This window comes from Geothrix sp. 21YS21S-2 (assembly GCF_030846775.1).
Lineage (GTDB): Bacteria > Acidobacteriota > Holophagae > Holophagales > Holophagaceae > Mesoterricola.
Map to the genome: position 1 here is coordinate 1,497,390 of NZ_CP132910.1, position 19,941 is coordinate 1,517,330.

The 19,941-nt window shown below is 67.0% G+C and carries 18 protein-coding genes and 1 tRNA gene; 9 read left to right on the top strand and 10 right to left on the bottom strand.

Annotated features, from left to right (window positions below; translation table 11 throughout):
• Window positions 1–78: 78 nt before the first annotated feature.
• On the bottom strand, window positions 79–300 hold the full coding sequence (locus tag RAH40_RS06795; RefSeq protein ID WP_306601333.1) for a hypothetical protein: 222 nt from the start codon (window positions 298–300) through the stop codon (window positions 79–81).
• Complete coding sequence (locus RAH40_RS06800) at window positions 297–1,022, bottom strand: cyclic nucleotide-binding domain-containing protein (protein WP_306601334.1); 726 nt, start codon at window positions 1,020–1,022, stop codon at window positions 297–299. The genes RAH40_RS06795 and RAH40_RS06800 overlap by 4 nt, the downstream gene beginning before the upstream one ends.
• A 90-nt stretch (window positions 1,023–1,112) precedes the next feature.
• On the opposite strand from RAH40_RS06800, the gene lpxK reads away from it, so the two are divergent.
• On the top strand, window positions 1,113–2,174 hold the full coding sequence (gene lpxK / locus RAH40_RS06805; RefSeq protein ID WP_306601335.1) for a tetraacyldisaccharide 4'-kinase: 1,062 nt from the start codon (window positions 1,113–1,115) through the stop codon (window positions 2,172–2,174).
• Here lpxK and RAH40_RS06810 read toward each other — a convergent pair.
• On the bottom strand, window positions 2,122–2,850 hold the full coding sequence (locus tag RAH40_RS06810) for an SHOCT domain-containing protein (RefSeq protein ID WP_306601336.1): 729 nt from the start codon (window positions 2,848–2,850) through the stop codon (window positions 2,122–2,124). The genes lpxK and RAH40_RS06810 overlap by 53 nt on opposite strands.
• A 92-nt stretch (window positions 2,851–2,942) precedes the next feature.
• Here RAH40_RS06810 and RAH40_RS06815 point away from each other — a divergent pair.
• The 3 genes from RAH40_RS06815 to RAH40_RS06825 all read left to right on the top strand — a co-directional run bounded on the left by RAH40_RS06815 (window position 2,943) and on the right by RAH40_RS06825 (window position 6,853).
• Window positions 2,943–3,017, top strand: a tRNA-Gly gene (locus RAH40_RS06815).
• Between the two features lie 354 nt (window positions 3,018–3,371).
• Window positions 3,372–4,943, top strand: a complete 1,572-nt coding sequence (locus RAH40_RS06820) for a DUF4139 domain-containing protein (protein ID WP_306601337.1) — start codon at window positions 3,372–3,374, stop codon at window positions 4,941–4,943.
• Window positions 4,943–6,853 (top strand): DUF4139 domain-containing protein, encoded by a 1,911-nt coding sequence (locus RAH40_RS06825; protein ID WP_306601338.1) that lies wholly within the window; start codon window positions 4,943–4,945, stop codon window positions 6,851–6,853. Before RAH40_RS06820 ends, RAH40_RS06825 begins: the two co-directional genes overlap by 1 nt.
• Window positions 6,854–7,239: 386 nt before the next feature.
• On the opposite strand, the gene RAH40_RS06830 is transcribed toward RAH40_RS06825, so the two are convergent.
• Both RAH40_RS06830 and RAH40_RS06835 read right to left on the bottom strand, forming a co-directional pair.
• Window positions 7,240–7,971, bottom strand: a complete 732-nt coding sequence (locus RAH40_RS06830; RefSeq protein WP_306601339.1) for a hypothetical protein — start codon at window positions 7,969–7,971, stop codon at window positions 7,240–7,242.
• A 125-nt stretch (window positions 7,972–8,096) separates the two neighbouring features.
• Window positions 8,097–8,237: a hypothetical protein gene (locus RAH40_RS06835; protein WP_306601340.1), complete on the bottom strand. Its 141-nt coding sequence runs from the start codon at window positions 8,235–8,237 to the stop codon at window positions 8,097–8,099.
• Between the two features lie 369 nt (window positions 8,238–8,606).
• Between RAH40_RS06835 and RAH40_RS06840 the strand changes: the two genes are divergently transcribed.
• Together RAH40_RS06840 and RAH40_RS06845 are read left to right on the top strand one after the other, a co-directional pair.
• A complete protein-coding gene (locus RAH40_RS06840; RefSeq protein ID WP_306601341.1) occupies window positions 8,607–9,773 on the top strand; it encodes an ATP-binding protein in 1,167 nt (388 codons plus the stop codon).
• A 77-nt stretch (window positions 9,774–9,850) separates the two neighbouring features.
• Entirely contained in the window at window positions 9,851–10,315 is a 465-nt protein-coding gene (locus RAH40_RS06845) for an aminoacyl-tRNA deacylase (protein WP_306601342.1), read from the top strand.
• Here the strand turns inward: RAH40_RS06845 and RAH40_RS06850 are convergent.
• Window positions 10,312–12,168, bottom strand: coding sequence for a PAS domain-containing sensor histidine kinase (locus RAH40_RS06850; RefSeq protein WP_306601344.1), 1,857 nt, complete (start codon window positions 12,166–12,168; stop codon window positions 10,312–10,314). The genes RAH40_RS06845 and RAH40_RS06850 overlap by 4 nt on opposite strands.
• 337 nt (window positions 12,169–12,505) lie before the next feature.
• On the opposite strand from RAH40_RS06850, the gene RAH40_RS06855 reads away from it, so the two are divergent.
• Window positions 12,506–13,645 carry a hypothetical protein gene (locus RAH40_RS06855; RefSeq protein WP_306601345.1) on the top strand — a complete coding sequence of 380 codons (1,140 nt, stop codon included), beginning with the start codon at window positions 12,506–12,508 and terminating at the stop codon, window positions 13,643–13,645.
• On the opposite strand, the gene RAH40_RS06860 is transcribed toward RAH40_RS06855, so the two are convergent.
• Genes RAH40_RS06860 through RAH40_RS06870 form a run of 3 tightly spaced genes read right to left on the bottom strand, consistent with a single transcriptional unit; the run spans window position 13,635 to window position 17,824 of the window.
• Complete coding sequence (locus tag RAH40_RS06860) at window positions 13,635–15,701, bottom strand: ATP-binding protein (protein WP_306601346.1); 2,067 nt, start codon at window positions 15,699–15,701, stop codon at window positions 13,635–13,637. The genes RAH40_RS06855 and RAH40_RS06860 overlap by 11 nt on opposite strands.
• Before the next feature lie 55 nt (window positions 15,702–15,756).
• Window positions 15,757–16,314: a biotin/lipoyl-containing protein gene (locus tag RAH40_RS06865; protein ID WP_306601347.1), complete on the bottom strand. Its 558-nt coding sequence runs from the start codon at window positions 16,312–16,314 to the stop codon at window positions 15,757–15,759.
• A gap of 10 nt (window positions 16,315–16,324) precedes the next feature.
• Entirely contained in the window at window positions 16,325–17,824 is a 1,500-nt protein-coding gene (locus RAH40_RS06870) for an acetyl/propionyl/methylcrotonyl-CoA carboxylase subunit alpha (protein WP_306601348.1), read from the bottom strand.
• Window positions 17,825–17,941: 117 nt separating this feature from the next.
• On the opposite strand from RAH40_RS06870, the gene RAH40_RS06875 reads away from it, so the two are divergent.
• The gene (locus tag RAH40_RS06875) at window positions 17,942–18,331 is read left to right on the top strand and encodes a hypothetical protein (RefSeq protein WP_306601349.1); all 390 of its coding nucleotides are present in this window, start codon (window positions 17,942–17,944) and stop codon (window positions 18,329–18,331) included.
• A 3-nt stretch (window positions 18,332–18,334) separates the two neighbouring features.
• Here RAH40_RS06875 and coaBC read toward each other — a convergent pair whose 3' ends face one another.
• Window positions 18,335–19,531, bottom strand: coding sequence for a bifunctional phosphopantothenoylcysteine decarboxylase/phosphopantothenate--cysteine ligase CoaBC (coaBC, locus tag RAH40_RS06880; protein ID WP_306601351.1), 1,197 nt, complete (start codon window positions 19,529–19,531; stop codon window positions 18,335–18,337).
• A 78-nt stretch (window positions 19,532–19,609) separates the two neighbouring features.
• Between coaBC and RAH40_RS06885 the strand changes: the two genes are divergently transcribed.
• Window positions 19,610–19,897, top strand: a complete 288-nt coding sequence (locus RAH40_RS06885) for a DNA-directed RNA polymerase subunit omega (protein ID WP_306601352.1) — start codon at window positions 19,610–19,612, stop codon at window positions 19,895–19,897.
• Window positions 19,898–19,941 lie beyond the last annotated feature (44 nt).

A 19,941-nucleotide genomic window follows, 5' to 3' on the forward strand; every position in this document is an offset into this window, starting at 1 on the left:
GGATTCCTTGAACAAGCCAATGCCCGGGTTCCGGGGCATTTGACCTTCAAGTGTCCGCTCCGAGGATCCGGTTCCCCCTCAGGCCCGCTCGAAGCCCTCTTCCTCCAGGAAGGACCTCGCGTCCTCCACATCCCCGAAGCGCGCGATGATCTCCACGCCCTCCCGCATGTCGCCGTCGGCCCGGTCCAGGCTGCTGAAACCCTGGCGGATGATGCAGCCGCCGCCGGTCTCGTCCAGGCCCAGCTGCACGAGCTCCCACGTGACCCCGTGCTCGTCGCGCCACACCTCGACGCTGATCACGAGGGCTTCTCGAAGAACAGCACCACCATGCCGAAGCCCACGCGGTCCCCGGGCTTCAGCTCCCGGGCGTCGCCGGGGGGGAGGCGCTCGCCCTTGATGTAGGTGCCGTTGGCGACGCCGTGCTCCTCCACCAGGAAGTACCGGTTGTGCTCGCAGAGGATCCGGGCGTGGCGCCGGGAGACGCTGAGCTGCGGGTCCTCCTCGGTGAGGTCGATGTCGGGGTGGATGCCCGTGTTGGGGTCGAAGCGGCCCACGAGCGCGCCGTGGGAGAGGATGTTGAACTTCCGCCCGGAGATGACGGACACGAGGCTCACCGCGGCGGGCTGCGCCCTGGCCTTCATGCCCTTGGAGACGTCCACGTCCGTGCGGCCGGCCAGTTCGCGGTTGCGCTGGGCCAGGCGCTGCATCATCTTCACGGACACTTCCGGGTTCTGGCGGATCATGCGCAGGAAGGTGCCCCGGGAGATGGTCACCACCTCGGTGTCCTCCAGGGCCACGACCGTGTGGTGGCGCGGGATGGGCTCCAGGAGGCTGCCCTCGCCGAAGAAGTCGCCCTTGGCCAGTTCCTCGGACCAGTCGCCCTGGGGTTCGGTGCCGACGTACATGCGGATCTTGCCGGAAAGGATCACGTACATCGTCTGGGCCAGGTCGCCCTTGCGGTACACAATCTCCCCTTCCTTGAAGGTGAGCTTGCTCTGGCCTATGAAGTTCGATTCGGACATGGGTAACCGAGGGATGGATCTAAAGATAACCTGCCTTCGACTCCGTTGGGAACTTCACTGGGAGGCGATTTTTCCCTTTATGCTGGTGGAATGCAACCGCTCCGCTGGATCCTCGCGCCCCTGGCCCCCCTGTACGGGGGGGTCGTGGCCCTGCGGAACCGCGCGTTCGACCGGCACCCGGAACGGGCCGCCCGGGTGGAGGTGCCCGTGGTGTCCATCGGCAACCTGACCACCGGCGGCACCGGCAAGACCCCCGTGACCCTCCATCTGGCCGAAGCCTTGGAAGCAGAAGGATTTCTGCCCGCGGTGGTCTCCCGTGGCTACGGTGGGCGGCGCGACCTGGATCCCATGGAGGTGGACCCCGCCTCCGACCCGGCCCAGACCGGGGACGAGCCCCTGATGATGGCCCGGCGCCTGGGTCCCGGACGGGTGGTGGTGGGCAGGCGCCGCCACCACGCGGCCCTGCGGGCCCTGTCCCTGGCGCCCCGGCCGGACCTCCTCATCATGGACGACGGGTTCCAGCACCGGGGCCTCCACCGGGACCTGGACCTGCTCCTGCTGGACGGGGTGCGCCGCTGGGGCAACGGGCGCATGCTGCCCCTGGGCGACCTGCGCGAGCCCGCGGCCTCGGCGGCCCGGGCCTCGGCACTGGTGGTCACCCGCGGCGGCCGCGCCGACCGGGACGCCATCCTGGCCTGGTGGGGCCGTTTCGGTTCCGGGGGCCCGGTGTTCTGGGTGGACTTCGCCATCACCTCCCTGCGGCGCCTGGACACCGGCGCCCGCATCCCCCTGCCCCTGGGCGGTCCGGGGCCGCTCTTCGCGTTCTGCGCCCTGGGGCACCCGGAGGCGTTCTTCGCGGACCTGCTGGTGGCCGGCGCCCCCTGGACCGGCAACCACGCCTTCCCGGACCATCAGCCCCTGGGCCCGCGCCTGGCGGCCCTGGAGGCCGAGGCCCGGGCCACCGGCGCCGAGGGCCTGGTGTGCACGGAGAAGGACGCCGTGAAGCTGGACCCCGCCCGCGCCGCCGGAATGCCCATCTGGGTCGCCGAGCAGCGGGTGACGGGCGCCGGGCCCCTGGAGGCCTGGGTCCTGGAGCGGCTCAGAGGCTCTTCAGGATCTCCTGCCGCTTCTTCTGGTACTCGTCCTCGGTGATGAGGTTCTCGTCCCGGAGCCGCTTCAGGGCCCGCAGACGGGCCTCGGGGCCTTCGGCGGGGGCGGCCTTGGGCTCGGGTGGAGGGGCGCCCTGGAACCCCGGCAGCACCGGCGTCGGCGCCGCGTAGGGCACCGCAGGGAACTCCACCCAGTCGCCGCGCCTGGAGGCCAGGCCCTCGCCCCTGAGCACCACCTTGCCGGCCTGGACGCGGGACCCGTAGGTGAACTCGGGCTTGTCGCCGCGCACGCGGAAGCGGTCCACGAAATCCAGGCGCGCGTCCCGCACGATCACCTGCACCTTGCCCCCCTCCACGAAGAGCCGCGCCGTTACGCCGAAGGACGGGTTCATGAACCCCCCGCCCCTGCGCCCCGTGCTCAGCAGCACGAGGTCCTCGCCCGGGTCGGCCACGGCGAAGGCCTCCAGCAGCGGCTTGACCAGCTGGTCCACCTCCTTGGCCTCGAACAGGGGCCCCTCCTCGAAGCGGATCGCCCGCAGGCTGCGCCTCAGGGCCTCCGCGTCCAGCTGCGCCGGGTGCTGCGCCGGCGCCGCGCCCGCCTCGGCGGGCACCAGCTTCACCCAGGTGAACTCCTTCAGCTCCCAGTTCGTGCGATGGGGAGCGGCGGCAAAGGCCGCGAACGCGCACAGGACCGCCGGCACACCTGAAAACACCTTCATGGAACCTCCAGAGCTTGGATGCTGCATCCGCCAGGATAGCACCCAGGTTGACCCCCTCCCCTCCCCGTGATACGTTGACCGTGCACGTTAGCGCGGGCGTAATTCAGTGGCAGAATGTCAGCTTCCCAAGCTGAACGTCGTCGGTTCGATCCCGATCGCCCGCTCCAAAGCAAAGGCCCCGCAAGGGGCTTTTGTTTTGGAGCGGGCAATCGGGATCGAATCGTCCGATGCGCGCCGGTAGGCCCCCTCCGGACAGCCCGGGGGGCTGTCCGGAGGATCAGGGCCGGGCGCAGCAGCGGACGCGGCCCGGAGGGGATCCCGATCGCCCGCTCCAAAGCAAAGGCCCCGCAAGGGGCTTTTGCTTTGGAGCTGGGGATCGGGATCGAATCGTCCGATGCGCGCCGATAGGCCCCCGCAGGACCAGGGCGGGGCGCAGCGGCCATCAACTTATTTTCCCAACAAAGTTGCCTTTGTAAAAGGCCGGGCGGGTCGATAGGCTCAACGCATCCCCCGGAGTCAACATGCGCCGTTTAGGGCTTCTCTTGGCTGTCGCCTGCACCCTTGGAGCCAAAGACCCGATCCCGGTGGAAACGACGATTGCGGCTGTCCGTCTTCATCCAGGCGAAGGTTGGGTAACCCGCAAGGGAACCGTCCAGTTGCTGGAGGGAGGGTCCAGCCGCGTAATCATCCCTGGGCTTCCAGCAGGGCTCCGGTTTGATGACTTGCGCCTCAGAGCCCAGGGGCCTGCTGGAACTCGAATCGGTGACTTGACGGTCAGGGAGGCCCCCCAGACCTACCGTGAGCGAACGGAATGGAAACGCCTGGAGAAGGAGGCCGCTGACCTCCGGGGAAGGCTGGCCCTCCTCGATCTTCGCCAGAAGAACCAGGCAAAGGCCAGGCAGCTATTCCTGGACCTTAAAGCCGCCCAAACCAAGGGGTTTCAGCAATCCCTGACCACCGGCGCCCTGAAGCCCCAATCCATCCTGGATTTCAGTTTCGCGGTCGAGAGTCGGAGCCTCGAACTTGCGCGCCAGGATGCGGCCTTGAGCGAGGAGCGAAGCTCCTTGAAGTCGAGGGCTGACCGGAACGATGAAGCCATGGAAGGACTGAAACGGGAAGGCGAGGCCAATCCCACGGTCATCTCCGTGGAATTGGAGGTCCCCCGGGCCTGCTCCGTGGGCCTGGAATTGTCCTTCCGGGTCCAGGAGGCATCCTGGGCACCAGCCTACGAGGCGCGCTTAAGCCCAGACAAGCGTCACCTGGAACTGGTCCTGTTCGCAGCCGTGAAACAAGCGACCAATGAGAATTGGAACGGAATCAGCCTGGAACTTCTGAGCCAGGCCCCTTCAGGTCGCCTGGACCTTCCGGCAGGGATTCGCCTCCCTGGGCTGAGTTACCAGGAGTCCGGCGCTCGAAAACCCGGCATTCCTGTTCCTGAGAATCCAGTTTCGCCCGCCGCCCTGACTACCTTGAAGGTGCCAGGCCAGGTTCAGGTGCGAACGGGAGAGGAACAGCGCTTCCGAATCGGCAGCCTCGATCTGGTTCCTTCATTCCGCTACCTGGCGATCCCCCGCCAGGGAAGCGATGTCTATTTGATGGCCATGGTCCTCCCTGCTCCCGGTTTTCCCCTTGTTGGAGGCAGCCCTGTGGATATGCTCCAAGGCACCGAAAGGGTCGGCACCCTCCAGATGGAAGCCCCGGGGCCTGGAGACCCACTCCGGTTGAGCTACGGCCCGGTGCCTGGGTTGACTGCACGCAGGGAAGTCCTCGAGCGCAACCATTCGGAAATCGGGGACAAGACCAAGGAGCGTCAGTGGGTCTTCAAGGAGAGCTTTGAAGTGGAGAGCACGTTTTCGACCCCTGTGGAAGTCGAGGTCCAGGACCGGACAGTGACCTCAGGTACGGATTCCGTGAAAGTGGACCAGGTGTCGGGTACGACTCCAGGCTGGGAAACCATCCATACAGGAATACGACGCTGGATCCTCCAATTGCCTCCCGGCGGCAAGGCCACGGTCCTTCAGAAGACCCGGATCCAGGGTCCCTTGGTGGGACACCTTGTCAACGTGGGCGATCTTTCATTGGAGGGGAACTGATGCGCCGCCTGATCCTGCCCGTTCTCTCCCTCTGTCTTTCCGCCCAGGAACCCGCCCTGAACCTTTCCCTTAGCCGCGTAAGGATCCATCCTCATCAAGCCTGGATAACCCGTGAGGCAACCTGGAACTTTCGCAGCCCTGGATCCCAGCGGATTCGGCTCACGGACCTTCCCCCAGGCCTTTCCTTGGAGGATATTCGCGTCCAGGCCGAAGGCATCCCCGGTCTCCGCCTGGGCAACATCGGCATCACCCAGGAAGAAGCCCGGACTGAACCTGATGCTGGCACCAAGGCCCTTCAGACCGAGATCCAGACGCTGACCCGCGGCCAGGAAGAGCTGGTGCAAAAGCTTGGCGCCCTGGATGAAGCCATGGCTGCCATCACCAATCTGAAGCCCGATTCAGGCGCGACCCCGACAGGCCAGGTTCCGGATCCCAAGGCGGCCGTTGATCTTGCACGGGCGATCCAGGCACGTTCGGAAGCAATTCTTGCGCAGGCAGAAGACTTGAGGAAGGAACAGGCCGTTGTCCAAGCCCGATTGGGCGCCCTTTCCGCCTCTCTCTTCAAGAAGGAGAGTTTGGCAAAAAGAAACAAAAGCGTCATTTCGGTAGAGCTGGATTCCCCGGCGGCAGGAGAGGCCCGGATCCAGGTTCTGAGCCGCACCGGAGCTGCCCGCTGGAGACCCACCTATGAGGTCCGCCTGGGCGAGAAGGGGCTCGAACTCCTGTGCTATGCAAGCATCGGCCAGGCGACGGGAGAGGACTGGAAGAACGTCGGGCTGGAGATTTCGAACGCGGAACCGGAAAGGGCGATCCATGCCCCGATCCCGCCCCCGCCCGTTAAGCTGCTCTACAACGCCCCAGAAGTGGCCGCTATGGGCAGCATCGAGGGGAGGGTCACGGACAGGAGCGGCCACCCTCTGGCCGGGGTTGCAGTGATCGCCAGCTCCGACGCCATCAAGCCAAGGACAAGGTCCGCAACGACCGACCGGAATGGGGTGTTCCGGCTTCAACTTTTGCCGCTGGGGGACTATCGATTGCAGGCGACAAGGGCTGGCTACCCCTCCTCGATGTCATTCGCTCGCGTCCTCTCGGCGCAACCCGTGAGCATTGGCATTCAACTTATGCCATCCGCAGGAGGGGCCACCGTCGAGGTCGTTGCGAGCACACCGGCGGTGGACCACTCAGTGACCAATACAGCCATTGTCCTCGGAGGTTCGGCAGTCTCAAACAACTATGCGCTGGAAGAAACGCCTGCCCATTATGAGGAATCAGGAGAGTTGAGTCTTGCGTGGAGCTTGGCCGGCAAGCGGGATATCCCCTCCGACTCCCAGGCCAGGCGCATTCTTTTGGCCCAGAGCATCGCGGAAGCGAATTTGCAACTCCGGGCGCTTCCGAGGAGCAGTTCGGAAGTGTTCCTGGTCGCACCCCTGCGCTCACAGCCCGGCTACCCCTGGTTCCCTGGAACCCCGACCACGGTATTCCGCAATGGAGAGCAACTCGGGCAGGTAGCCCTGCCGCGCCTTCAGCCCGGCGAACGGACCTTGTTCAGTTTTGGCCCAGTTCCCGGGATCCGGGTCCAACGTCAGCGGACGGAAGCCACGGTTGCCCTGGCCAGGAACGGGAAGTCCCGGCAATGGACCCTCCGGGAGAAGGTGATCCTGTTCAACGACCTGGACCATGAAGTCGACATCCAGGTGCAGGAGCCCTCGATTCGCTCAGCGTCAGACCGGGTGCGGGTCGAGGTACTTCCTGAAGCGACTCCAGCCCAGGAAATCGAGGGCGATCTTGTTTGGCACGTCAAGGTGCCATCCCACGGCCAGGCAAGGATCGAGGAGGCTTGGCGCATTCTGGGACCGACCACCGGATCTGTCCCTGAAGTTGTCGCCCTTGGACTCCCAACAAGCGATTAGATGGACGGGGTTGGCCGTCCTTCCGATTGTTTGCGCCGACCACTTCGCATTGAACCTGGATGTCGGAAGGTGGCAGCGACTGACCAAACGCAGAGGCGCTGAGGATTCGCTGGGGCGCAGAGAACAGAGGCTCACAAAGCGCGCACCTAGAATCTTCTCGAAGGAACCCGGTCTGGGGCCAGAGGAGGAACTTGCCACCACGTGTACGCATGGCTGCAGTCAGCATTTATTCCTGGGACTCAACCTGGGCCCCAGCGGCCTTCACCCGGTCCGCGATGGCATCCATCCACCGGTACCATTTGCGGGGGTCCTTCTTCAGGAGGTCCACTTCCGGTTCCGGTTCCGGTTCGGCCATGATGGCCAAAACACGCTGGTGGGCGGGGTCGTTAGGGCGGCACCGAAGCTACCTTTCTTCTTCCGGGAAGAGGGGCGGGGCAGGTTCCGCGGCAGCTCTCGCGGCCAACTCCGCATCCCGCCTGGTCTTCTCGGCTTCCATCTTCCGCTCCCAGGGCGTGCGGAACGGGTCCGGCTGTTCGATGAAGGAGCCGGTTGGCCAGGTTCGTCACCTGGGGCGTGTTGCGGTACTTGGCCTGCAGGATCCGGGTGATGTCCCTGGAGGCGAGATCCCCGTGCTCGAAGAAGAAGCTCTTGATGTGGGCCCAGGAGAAGAAGTTCGGGTGGACGATCTGGTTGGAGTCCCTGCACCGGATGAATCGCCCCGCCTTGTGCAGGGTCTTCAACAACAGGGCCGCCAGGTCGCAGCGGGCCTGGCAGACCGGAAGGTGGCCGTGCGCCACGATGTTGGGCTCGAACAGGCGTGCCTCCCCCTGGAAGGCCAGGTATTTCTCGAAGAGGTCGAAGACTTTCGCCCGCTGGGCCTCGGGGAGGATGGATTGGCGCACGCCCAGGCCCAGGTAGGCCTCCCGGTCCAGCCAGGGACGATCCACGGGGTAGCCGGTCAGCACGCCCTTGAAGTCCTCGTGGAGACGGTGGACGTCGAATTCGGGCGCGGATCGGCTGTGTCGACGGAACCAGACCCGGAAATCCTTGTAGGTGGCCTCCCGGCCATCGGGAACCTGGAGGGTCTCCAGGAATTCCCGGAAGCTCAGGAAGTCCACCTCCTGCCCCTCGCGGGTGAAACCGTGGGCGTGGTAAATGCGCCGGGCGTTCTCGGCCAGGTAGGGCGACAGGGGCGCATACAGGATGGCGCCGGTCCCGGATTCCAGGTCCTAGGACATGTTTCTTATCGCTCGGAGGTCCGGTCCCAGGCCGTGAGCAGTTCCTCCCTCCGGAGCGCGCTCCAGTCCCGGCCGCAGTTGGCGGAGGTCGCGGCGGGTCCGCGCATGTTCAGGTCATGCCACGTGATGAGCCAATGGATTTCCATTTCGCTCAGGACGACGGGGATTCGAGGTTTGGCAGTCTGTATCATTGGGCGCGACCAGGGAAAGGGCTTGTCGGGAGGGAGGCACCATGGAGGACCTTACCCCTTGGGCGGCCATACCTGGCCGGGTTCCCCTGAACGGTCGAAAACCGGGGGACGAACGGTCATATCTTGATCTTTCCTACAATCGGAAGACCCGCGGATTGCACCTTGCCAGGTGAATCCGATGCCCGGTGCGGTTGACCCTATGCGTTGCCACCGCCTCCGCCTCTTGGCCCTGGTTCAGACGCATTCTGGCCCAGCAAGGCACGTGACTGTTCACGACTTAAAATCTACATTGCAATTATGGCATTTATTTCCATAATTACATACATGTTGCCCCGCCGCCTCACGCCCCGGATCCATGACCTGCTGGACCATTCTCCCGCGGTCGTCCTGCTGGGACCCCGCCAGGCCGGCAAGACGACGCTCGCCCTGGAGATCGGCGAGCGGTCCCCTTCGATCTACCTGGACCTTGAGGACGAGAATGACCGTGCCAGGCTCTCAGATCCCAGCAGGTATCTTGCAGGCCATGATCGCGAGCTGGTCATCCTCGATGAGGTTCACCGCATGCCGGAGCTCTTTCAACAGCTGCGCGGCATCATCGACCGGGGGCGGAGGCAGGGCAAGGCCAATGGCCGCTTCCTCCTGCTCGGGTCCGCCGCCATGGACCTGCTCAAACAATCCGGCGAAAGCCTCGCAGGGCGGATCTCCTATTCGGAGCTCGGCCCGTTCGACGCCCTGGAAATCGGCCCTGATCAGCTGGAGACGCTTTGGGTGAGGGGCGGGTTCCCGCGAAGCTTCCTGGCCGAATCCGACGAAGTCAGCCTGACCTGGCGGCGGAATTTCATCCGCACCTACCTGGAGCGCGACATCCCGCAATTCGGCCCCCGGATCCCGGCCGAAACCCTCCGGCGATTCTGGACGATGCTGGCGCACAATCAGGCCCAGGCCCTGAATGCGGCCAATCTCGCCAGCGCTCTGGGAGTGGATGGGAAGACCGTCGCAAGATACCTCGATCTGTTGGTAGACCTGTTGCTTGTCAGACGCCTGCCGGCCTGGAATCGCAATGCCGGGAAACGCCTGGTCAGGTCGCCCAAGGTCTATGTGCGCGACAGCGGAATCGCCCACGCACTGCTCGGAATCCGGGACAAGGAGGCGCTGCTGGGTCACCCCGTTGCGGGCCAGACCTGGGAAAGTTTTGTGATCGAGACGCTGATCACCGCGGCCCCGGAGGGAACCGAAGCCCACTACTACCGGACCTCCAACGGAACCGGACTGGACCTGCTGCTTACCCTTCCCGGCGGAGCGTTCTGGGCTGTCGAAGTCACGCGAAGCATGGCGCCTAAACTGGAACGCGGCTTCCATTCCGCATGTGCCGATCTGAATCCGCATAAGCGCTTCTGCGCCTACCCTGGCCCGGACCGCTACCCCCTCGCCGACCGCACGGAAGCCATCGGGATCCTCGAACTGGCGAAGGAGCTCCGGGCCGCGGGTTAGCGGGATATTGCACCTTGCGAAAACCGCCCGATGCCCGATGCTTCGGTTCCAAGCTGCCGACGGCCAAGGAGGAACCCATGCCTGTCGCCAAACTGAAGCGCTTCCTGGATGACCACGAGGTCAAGTACCTCTCCATCACCCACTCCAAGGCCTACACCGCCATGGACGTGGCGGAGTCCGCCCACGTCAAGGGCAAGGAGGTGGCCAAGACCGTCGTGGTGAAGGTGGACGACCATCTGGCCATGGCGGTGCTGCCCGCCACCCGCAAGGTGGACCTGGACCTGCTGCGCCGGGGGACCGGAGCGGTGAACCTGGACCTGGCCAAGGAGCCGGAATTCCGGGGCGACTTCCCCGAGTGCGAGCTGGGGGCCATGCCGCCCTTCGGGAACCTCTACCGGATGGATGTCTTCGTGGACCCGCGGCTGGCCTCCAACGAGCAGATCGCCTTCAACGCGGGCTCCCATACGGAAGTGGTTCGGATGCGGTACCTGGACTTCGACCGCCTGGTGCACCCCAGGACCCTGGCCCTCTCGGCACCCTAGGCCACCGGAAAGTGGATCCGGAACGCCAGGCCGTCCTGCGGCCCGGGCAGGATGTGGATGCCGGCGCCATGGGACTGGAGCACCCCCAGCACCGAGGCCAGGCCCAGCCCCCGCCCCACGAAGCGCGTGGTGAAGAAGGGGTCGAACATCCGGCTGAGGACCTCGGGGTTCGGCCAGGTGCCGTCATTGGCGATTTCCAGGCACACGGTCCAGGGGCCCTTGGGACGTTCCGAGGCCCAGACGCCCGGTGCGCCGGGACCCGGCGCGCCCTCCTGGTGATCCATGAAGAGCCTCGCCCGCACCTGGCCCCCGGCCAGGCCGGCCTCGTCCATGGCCTCCCAGGCGTTGGCCACGATGGCGTCCAGGGCCCCTTCCAGGCGGGCGGGATCCCCGTTGATGGGTGGCACCCCTTCCAGTTCCAGGTGCGGCACGCGGCCTCCGTGCCGGGCGCCCGAAGCCGGGGCCCAGCGCCGGAGCAGTTCCGGAAGCTCCAGGCGGACCATCCTCGAAATGCCCCGTCCGGAAAAATCGTTCATCTTCCAGGACAGGGCGATGGCGCGCTTGAGCACCCCCCTGGTGGTGGCGGTGGCCAGGAGGACTTCGGGGCGGTCCGAGGCCTGGAGGTCGATGATGTCCAGGCCCGCCGAGAGCGCCGCGAACAGGTTATTGAAGTCGTGGGCGATGCTGCCGGCCATCAGGACGAGGCTGTCGGCCTTCCGGGCCAGGGCCTCGGCCTCCTGGGCCCGGCGCAGCGGCGTGATGTCCTGGGCGAAGACGAGCATGGTCCGGAGCCCCTCGAAGTCCACGGCCCGGGCGTTGATGGCCACGTCCACGGATGTGCCGTCAAGCCGGGTGAGCCGCTCCTCTGTGGCCGGCGCCAGGTCGCCCGTTTCTAAAGCCTTCAGGATCCGGTCCTCCGCCCCGCACCGGTCCCCGGAGCACACCCGGTCCAGCACGGGCTCCCCCACGAGATCCGCAGGACCCCCGGCGCGGAAAAGCGCGACCGCCGCGGGATTGAGGTACACGAACCGCCCCTCCCTGTGCAGGAAGAGCGCCACGGGACTCTGCTCGGCCATGACCCGGAAGCGGTCCTCGCTTTCCCGCAGCGCGTCCACCGCGGCCAGCTGGGCCGTGATGTCCTTGCCGGTCATCAGCACCTTCAGACTCCCCTGCAGGTTCACCAGGGTGCAGCTCAGGAGCAGCCGGCGGACCTCTCCCGCGCGGGACCTGAGGTCGACCCTGCTCCCGGTGCAGACGCCCGTGGCCTGGAGTTCCGCGAAGAGGGCCCCCCTGGCCCCGGGATCCAGCCACACCCCGAGTTCCGCCGGGTTCCGTCCCACCGCCTCCTCCCGGGGGACCCCCGTCAGGGTGGTCCAGGCCTGGTTGGCCAGGACGACCCGGCCGCTGGGGAATTCCGAGAGGGTCACAGGGTCGGGCGTCTGGTCGAAGAGTTCCTGGAACAGCCCGGCGCTGGCCTTCGCTTGCTCCTCTGCTTCCTTCGTGTGCGTGATCTCGATGTGGTTGACCAGACAGCCGGCCTGGCTGTCCAGGGGCGTTGCGATCATCTTGAACCAGCGCCGGCGGTCCGTGGAGTCGCAGGTGTAGTCGAAGGTGAACGGCGTCCTGCCGCCGGCCAGGACGTCCAGAAGCCCCTCCCGGAGCTCCACGGCCTCCACCGGCACCGAAGCCAGGTAGTCGGCCCCCACCTCGCTCCCGGTCCCTCCGTTGGCCAGGCCGAAGGCCCTCCAGGCCCGGTTCACAAGGAGGATCCTGCCGGCAGGGTCCAGCACCGCGATGTTCGTCGGAATGGCGTCCAGAACGGTCTGCATGCCTGCCAAGCCGGACTTGTCCAAGCCCGGTCCTCCACTCGCCATGGTTCCTCCCCCGCGGGCGCCGGACATCGGCCGCCTTGATTGAACAATAGGCGTTTAACCATCTATGCCCATACGTAATACCGCTTAGATGCACGGATTCCGGAAAACCACCCCCGGAATTGGAACAAGGGGACGCCGCGGTCATCCAATAGCCAAACCGTAGACCTGCCCCATGGTGGGGGAGGTTCGTCCCAGGCCCCCTTGGCGAACCCCAAGGCGGGTAGGCATTGTGCCGACCTATTCACGGAGGTCCCTTCATCCAACCCCGGAGCCGGGGGGAGCGCCATTTCCCGGTTCCACGCACCTGGAGAACGCCATGACACGGACAACCCTATCGAAGTTCCTGCTCGCCTCGGCGGCGGTGGCCGCGCTGATGGTCGCCCCGGCCTGCGGCCGCACCGAAGGCGAGAAGGAGGTCAAGGATCTTTCCCAGAAGGCCGCAGAACTGGAGACCCTCAACCAGAAGGCGGGCGCCGCCAGCGCCGAGGAGAAGCGAAAGCTCGCCCAGGCGGGCGTCAACAACGTGGCGCCCAACCCCGACACCCTGGAGCTGACCCCGGACCAGAAGACCGCCCTGGAGGCCCGCATCAAGGTGGAGAAGAACAGCTCCTACCAGGCCCTGCTCCAGGAGGTGCTGGACAAGGACAAGGAGATCAAGGGCCTCAACCAGAAGATCGGCCAGCTGCGGGCCGTCCTGCCCCGGCCTGAGATCGCCAAGGCCGACGACACCCACTTCGACATGTCCGTGCGCTACCTGAGGAAGCGGGGCGTGCCCGAGGAGAAGGCCAAGGCGCTGGTGGCCAAGGTGCTGACCGTGGACCAGCTTGCGCCGGGCTTCCACGTCTACCACTTCTACAGCAACGGCGTCTACGGCTCCTGGGTGGCCCAGGGCAAGGCGGACATGAGCCCCACGCAGCTGCAGGCCGAGAGGAAGGCCAAGATCGAGGGTGAGCGGGACCAGGCCCTGGAGCGCAGCAAGGAGCTGCAGGCGAGCATCGTGGACCTCACCGCCCAGCAGCAGAAGCTCACCGCCGACGTGGAGGGCCTGCGCGCGGAGAAGGAGAAGATGACCAAGGACCTGACCGTGCTCACCGCCGCGAGCCAGGCCCAGCAGGCCCTCCTCAACTCCGTCCACTACCTGGTGGGCAGGCGCAAGGCGCTCGAGGACGAAGGCATCATCGTGGTGCCCGTGTTCGCCAAGGACCGCGCGGGCTCCAACTGGAACGACCAGGCCTTCACGAAGGCGGCCGATCTTCGTTCCCAGGACACCATCACCATCAGCGCCGCCGAGGCGGGCGTGGAGAAGATCAACAAGGTCAACGTGGTCCCCGGCTCCCTCGTGAAGGACAAGCACTACACGCTTGCGTTCAACCCGGACCACACCCAGGCCACGGTCAGGCTCCTGGCCAAGGAACGGTTCCGCAACGAGAAGGTGGCCTTCGCGGTCACCGACTGACGGCTTCGATCAGCTTCACCCGGGCCTCCTCCAGCGTATAGGGCTTCGATAGAGCCAGCAGGTGGGGGTCCGTGGCCAGAAGCCGCGTGACGGCGTCGCCCAGGAAGCCCGTGGCCAGGATGACGGGCAGGCCGGGGCGGCGCTCGCGCAGGAGGGCCAGGGTCTCCGTGCCGCTCAATCCGGGCATGTTGAGATCCAGGAGCACGACGTCCACCTCCAGGTCCAGGTCCAGCAGGGCCAGGCCCTCCGATCCTCCGGAAGCGGTCGTCACCTGGTGGCCCAGGAGCTCCAGGAGTTCGGGGGCGGCGTCGCGGATCAGTTCGTCGTCGTCCACCAGAAGGATCCGCAGGGGCCTGCCGGGATCGGCGGGGACCGGCACGGGCGCGGCGGGCCGCGCGGCCCCGGCCAGGGCGGGAAGGCGCAGCCGGATGCGCGTGCCCTCGCCGGGCCTGCTGTCGATGGCGATGGTACCGCCGTGGGCCTTGACGGTGCTGTAGACCATGGAGAGGCCCAGCCCCGTGCCCTTCCCGTAGGGCTTGGTCGTGTAGAAGGGCTCCATGGCCCGCTGGAGCACCCAGGGCTCCATGCCCTGGCCGGTGTCGTCCACCGCAAGTTCCACCTGGGCATCGGGCAGGGCCCGGGTGCGGATGACCAGGACGCCGCCGTCGGCCATGGCGTCCACGGCGTTCACGCACAGGTTCATGAAGGCGCTGCCAAGCGCGCTGGGCTCGCCCATGACCATGGGCAGACCCGCCTCCAGGGCCACGTCCAGGCGGACCCGCTGCAGCAGGGTGCGGCGGAGCAGCTCGCATTCCTGGCCCACCACCTCGTTGAGGTCCACGGGGCAGGCCTCCCGCAGGTCCTTGCGGGCGAAGTCCGACAGGCCCTTGACCAGGTCCCGCCCCCGCAGCGCGGCGCGCTCGATGGTGGTGATGGAGGCCATCAGCCGGTCCTCCCCCGCGTGCACGACCTTGAGGGTCTGGGTGACGGCGTGGATGGCGCCGAGCACGTTGTTCATGTCGTGGGCCACGCCGCCGGCGAGGCTGCCCAGGCTCTCCAGCTTCTGGGCGTGCTGGAGCTCGGCCTCGAGCCGCTTGCGCTCCTCCTCCGCGGTCTGGCGCTCCAGGCTCGCGGCGATCTGGCCCGAGACGAACTGCAGCAGCTCCAGGTCCCCCTGCGAATAGTGCACGCCGCCCTTGTAGCTCTGCACCGCCAGCATCCCCAGTACGCGCCCGGCCGAGGACAGCGGCACGCCGAGCCAGTCCAGGGGCGGCTCCCCACGCAGGGCGATGCGGCCCTCCAGAACCAGCTCCTCGATCCGCCGGGGATCCAGGCGCCAGGGCTTCCCGCTGCGCAGCACCAGGTCCGTGAGGCCATGGGCCATCTTCAGGGGCGGAGGGGGCGGGTCGTTCTCGTCCACGAAGTAGGGGAAGCGCACCGTCTCCCCGTCGGGATCCAGGAGGGCCACGTAGAAGTTCTCCGCGGGCATGAAGGCCTTGATGATCCCGTGGATCCGCGCGTACAGGTCCCCCAGGCTCCGTGCGGCCTCCGAGATCTCGAAGAGCGCCGTCTGCATCTTCTGGGCGGAGAGACGGTCGTGGATATCCATGTTCATGCCCACCCAGGACTCCACCGTCCCGTCGGGGCCCATCAGCGGCACGGCCCGCACGTGGTTCCACCGCCACTGGCCCGTGTGGTGGCGCAGGCGGTACTCCTGCTGCACGCGCACGCACGATTCGAGCCCCTTGAACCAGACCTCCATCACCCGGGGCCGGTCCTCGGGATGGATGCAGGCCTCGTAGCCGTAGCCGCACCACTGGTCGAAGGTCTGGCCCGTGTAGGCCCGCCAGGAGGGGGAGTCCTCGGTGACGAAGCCCCGGCCGTCGCAGGTCCAGACGATCTGGGCGGAGGCCTCCACCAGGGCGCGGTACTTGGCCTCGTTGGCCAGCACTTCCCGGCCCTTGGCCTCCCAGTGGCCGACGGCCTCGACGCCCCCATTGCCCGACTGGGCCAGGACGCGGCCCAGAAGATCCAGCAATGGTTCCTTGCCACCCATGGGTTCCTCTTGTATTGGAATCCCCGGTCGCCCGGGGATTTCCTACTCGATCGTATCACCCCTTGGGGGCTTCCCCGGTATCGAGGTTCTCCAGGTTCTGCAGCGAGATCATGGGCGCGTGGATCTCCAGGTTGACGCCCTCCTCCACGTGGATCGCGGCCACCCGGCTCGCGGTGGGGGCCGTGTACTCGTTCTGCATCTTCATGGCCTCGAGGATCAGCAGGGGCTGCCCCTCCTCCACCACGTCCCCGGGCTGCACGAGGAGCTTGAGCACCTTGCCCGGCATCAGGGCGATGATCGTCTTGGCCTCGCTGCGCTTGCTCCGGGCCATGGCTTCGGCCAGGAGGGTCTTGCGGGGGTCCTGGAGCGTGAACTCGTAGGCCCCGTCGTACGTGGCGGCCCGGAAGCCGTGGAGGTCCGGGTCGGGATTGCGGATGCGGTCGATGTTCACGCCCACGCTGCGGCCTTCCATGATGATGGAATAGCTGGAGCGCTCCACCTTCACGATGTCCAGGGGCACCTCCTCCCCGTCCCAGGTCATGACGGTGGTGCCGCGGCGGCGGTAGATCTCGAGTTCAACGGTCTGGTCGGCGACGACGAGGGTTCGTTTCATGTTCTGTACCTCAGAGCCTATTGAACTTGTTCAGGGACTTCCAGGCCTGGCTGGTGGGGACGCAGTCGTTCCTGGGGGTGGGCTGCTGGGCCCGGCGCTCCTCCATCTCCAGCTCGTCGAAGAGCGCGGCGGCCACGGCGAACTTGAGGCTGGGGCCCACGGCCTTCTGCTTCCACCACGGATGCGCCAGGATCCCGGTGTGGAGGTCGCCCTTGAGGAACTGCTTGTTCTCCAGCAGCGTCTTGAAGAAGGCCACGTTGTTGCGCACGCCGCCCAGGCGCATCTCCATGAGGGCCGAGTGCATGCGCTGCAGGGCCTCCTGGCGCGTCTGGCCCCAGGTGGAGATCTTGGCCAGCAGCGGCGCGTAGAAGGGACTCATCTCCCAGCCGAAGTAGACGCCGCTGTCGTTGCGCAGGTTGTGCCCCTGGGGCGAGCGCAGGTACTGGATCCGGCCCGAGGAGGGCGCGAAGTCCCGGTCCGGGTCCTCGGCGTTGATGCGGCACTGGATGGCGTGGCCCCAGAAGGGGATCTTGTCCTGGGTGAGGGGGAGCTTCTTGCCCTGGGCGATGTCGATCTGCCACTTCACCAGGTCCTGGCCCGTGATCCACTCCGTGACGGCGTGGCCGCCCTGGATGCGGCAGGTCATCTCCAGGAAGTAGTGGTTGCCCTCCTGGTCCAGGAGGAACTCCACCGTGCCGATGCCCACATAGCCCACCGCCCTGGCGATGGCCACGGCCTGCTCGCCCAGGGTCCGGCGCAGCTCGGGGGAGACGCCCGGGGACGGCGCCTCCTCGCAGATCTGCTGGAAGCGGCGCTGCACCGAGCCCTCCCGCTCCCAGAGGTAGACGTAGTTCCCGTGGGCGTCGCCGGCGATCTGCACCTCGATGTGGCGGGGGTGGATGAGGGCCTTCTCCAGGTAGACCCGCTCGTCCCAGAAGGAGAAGATGCTCTCGCCCTTGACCCGGGGCAGCGCCCGGCGCAGGTCCCCGGCGGTCTTGACCAGGCGCATCCCCTTGCCGTCCCGGCCCAGCACGGGCTTGACCATCAGGGGATAGCCCATCTTGCGGGCCTCGTCCAGCAGCTCCTCGTCGCCCATGGTCTCCTGGATTCCGGGCAGCACGGGGCAGCCCACGGACTGGGCGATCTCCCGGGCGGTGATCTTGTTGTCCATCTTCTCCAGCACCTCCGCGCTGGGGCCCAGCCAGGTGATGCCGGCGTCCTGGATCAGGCGCACCGCCTCGGGGTCCTCGGCCAGGAAGCCGTAGCCCGGGTGGATGGAATCCGCCCCCGTCTTCCGGCAGGCCTCGATGAGCTTGTCGGCGCGCATGTAGCTTTCCCGCGCGGGCGTGGGACCGATGGGCACGGACAGGATGGCGAGGCGCACGTGCATGGCCCCCCGGTCCGAATCCGAATACACGGCGACCGTGGGGATGTCGATCTCCCGGCACGTGCGCATGATCCGGCAGGCGATTTCGCCTCGGTTCGCGATGAGCAATCTGGTGACGGGCATGGCCTCTTCCTCACGGATGGCCCCGGGCTGAAACTGGGGCATCATAGAATAGTGCGAACCCCCAGACTACCAAACATGACCCTAAGGTCCATAATCTGTACCCTCCTGGTCCTCTCCTTGGGCGCCTGTGGGCGCAAGGGGGATCCCATTCCCCGCACCCGCGCGGCGCCCGGCCCCTGCGTCATCCGCTGGACCGCCCACCGCGTGCTGGAGGTGCGCCTGCCGGTCCTGGACGCCCGGGGCGGCGGCCTGGTGGGCGTGGAGAAGGTCCGCGTCTTCCTTCTCCCCCTGGGCCCGGGCCGCCCCACGGCCCAGGAGGTCCTCGCCCGGGGCGAGGTGGTGCTGGAGCGGAGCCGCCCGGATCTTCCGGGCCCCGGCGGGATCCTGCAGCTGGACATGCGCCAGATCGGCAGGCCGTCCGGTTGGGTCGTCGCCGCCGCCGTGCGCGTCGGCAACGTGGTGGGCGTTCCCAGCGAGCCGGTCGCCTGGCTGGATCCGGCGATCTGAACGTCAGCGAGACGCCAGCCAGTCCCCCCACCAGTTCGCAACGGCCCGGGCCAACTGGTCCTTGGGCAGCGGCCCGAGGGGCTCGGCCTGGCCGGCGGCGGTGACGGGCAGGAGGGTGTTGGCCTGGTGGCCGAAGGCCCTGCCGGAGCCGATGTCGTTCACCAGGACCCCGTCCAGGTGCTTCTTCCTGAGCTTCACGGTGGCGTTGGGGACGTGCTCCTCGCTTTCGGCGGCGAAGCCCAGGAGCCACTGGCCGCTGCGCTTCTCCCCCGCGAGGGTGGCCAGCACGTCGGGGGTGCGCACCAGGGTGAGGGTCTCGGGACCCTCCTGCTTCTTCACCTTCTCGGGGGCGCAGGCTTCGGGACGCTGGTCGGCCACGGCGGCGGCGGCCACGAGGCCGTCCGCGTCCGGCCACACCTTCCGACAGGCCTCCAGCATCTGCTGGGCGCTGCGCACCCGGTGGGTCTCGATGCCCCAGGGCGCGGGAAGCTCGCCGCCCAGCACCAGGTCCACCCGGGCGCCGAGGTTGCGGAAGGCCCGGGCCAGCTCCACCCCCATCTCCCCCGAGGAGCGGTTGGTGAGCGTGCGCACCGGGTCCAGGTCCTCCCGGGTGGGCCCGGCGGTGACGAGGATGCGCTTGCCCAGGAAGCTGCGGTGGGAGGGCCCGGCCAGGGCCTCCACGGCGTCGGCGATGTCCAGGATGTCGGCGAGCTTGCCCGCGCCCTCCTCCCCGCAGGCCAGGAGGCCTTCCACCGGCTCCACGATGGTGTGGCCGAAACCCTTGAGGGTGGCCACGTTGGCCTGCACCGCCGGGTGGGCCCACATGGCCTTGTTCATGGCCGGCGCCCAGAGCACCCTGGCGGTGGTGGCCAGGAGCAGGGTGGACAGCAGGTCCGTGGCCAGGCCGTTGGCGGTCTTCCCGATGATGTCCGCGGTGGCGGGCACCACGGCCGCCACGTCCGCCCAGCGGGCCAGGTCGATGTGCTCGATGACCGGGTTGGGCCGCCACTCGTGGTAGTCCGGGTTGGCGCCGAAGCAGGGCTGGCCCGTGAGGGAGGCCAGGGTGAGGGGGGTGATGAACCGGGACCCCGCGTCCGTCAGGCAGCATCTGACCACATGCCCGCGTTTGGTGAGAGTGCGCGCCAGTTCCGCCGCCCGGTATGCCGCGATCCCCCCCGTGATGCCCAGCAGGATGTTCATCTTCAAGCCTCCAATACCATACTAACGCTGGATTTCTCCCAGTTTCCTTGATAGACTTGGCCTCTTCGAGGGAAGTCCATGACCGTACAGCGCACCGTAGTCCATATTCCGGAAGAGATCGCCAACAAGTACCGGTTCGTCGTGGTCACGGGTAAACGTTGCGAGCAGCTTCAGCGCGGCGCCTATCCCAAGGTGGAAGTGACCGTCCCCATGAACAAGCTGGGCCAGCCCCAGGAGGCTCCCCGCCTCGCCTCCTTCTGGGCCCAGGTGGCCATCAAGGAAGTGGAGGAAGGCCGCATCGCCTTCGAGGAGCCCGAGGTGATCACCCTGGACTACACCACGGAGATCCCCATCTCGGTGGAGTAGGCACCGGCCAGGACCGTGACGAGGCCCCCGCGAGGGGGCCTCGT

Excerpts from the sequence above, each read along its gene's own strand:
- RAH40_RS06800 (WP_306601334.1), bottom strand. The coding sequence starts at position 1,022 with ATGTCCGAATCGAACTTCATAGGCCAGAGCAAGCTCACCTTCAAGGAA.
- lpxK (WP_306601335.1), top strand. The coding sequence starts at position 1,113 with ATGCAACCGCTCCGCTGGATCCTCGCGCCCCTGGCCCCCCTGTACGGG.
- RAH40_RS06810 (WP_306601336.1), bottom strand. The coding sequence starts at position 2,850 with ATGAAGGTGTTTTCAGGTGTGCCGGCGGTCCTGTGCGCGTTCGCGGCC.
- RAH40_RS06820 (WP_306601337.1), top strand. The coding sequence starts at position 3,372 with ATGCGCCGTTTAGGGCTTCTCTTGGCTGTCGCCTGCACCCTTGGAGCC.
- RAH40_RS06825 (WP_306601338.1), top strand. The coding sequence starts at position 4,943 with ATGCGCCGCCTGATCCTGCCCGTTCTCTCCCTCTGTCTTTCCGCCCAG.
- RAH40_RS06835 (WP_306601340.1), bottom strand. The coding sequence starts at position 8,237 with ATGGAAATCCATTGGCTCATCACGTGGCATGACCTGAACATGCGCGGA.
- RAH40_RS06840 (WP_306601341.1), top strand. The coding sequence starts at position 8,607 with ATGTTGCCCCGCCGCCTCACGCCCCGGATCCATGACCTGCTGGACCAT.
- RAH40_RS06845 (WP_306601342.1), top strand. The coding sequence starts at position 9,851 with ATGCCTGTCGCCAAACTGAAGCGCTTCCTGGATGACCACGAGGTCAAG.
- RAH40_RS06855 (WP_306601345.1), top strand. The coding sequence starts at position 12,506 with ATGACACGGACAACCCTATCGAAGTTCCTGCTCGCCTCGGCGGCGGTG.
- RAH40_RS06860 (WP_306601346.1), bottom strand. The coding sequence starts at position 15,701 with ATGGGTGGCAAGGAACCATTGCTGGATCTTCTGGGCCGCGTCCTGGCC.
- RAH40_RS06865 (WP_306601347.1), bottom strand. The coding sequence starts at position 16,314 with ATGAAACGAACCCTCGTCGTCGCCGACCAGACCGTTGAACTCGAGATC.
- RAH40_RS06870 (WP_306601348.1), bottom strand. The coding sequence starts at position 17,824 with ATGCCCGTCACCAGATTGCTCATCGCGAACCGAGGCGAAATCGCCTGC.
- coaBC (WP_306601351.1), bottom strand. The coding sequence starts at position 19,531 with ATGAACATCCTGCTGGGCATCACGGGGGGGATCGCGGCATACCGGGCG.
- RAH40_RS06885 (WP_306601352.1), top strand. The coding sequence starts at position 19,610 with ATGACCGTACAGCGCACCGTAGTCCATATTCCGGAAGAGATCGCCAAC.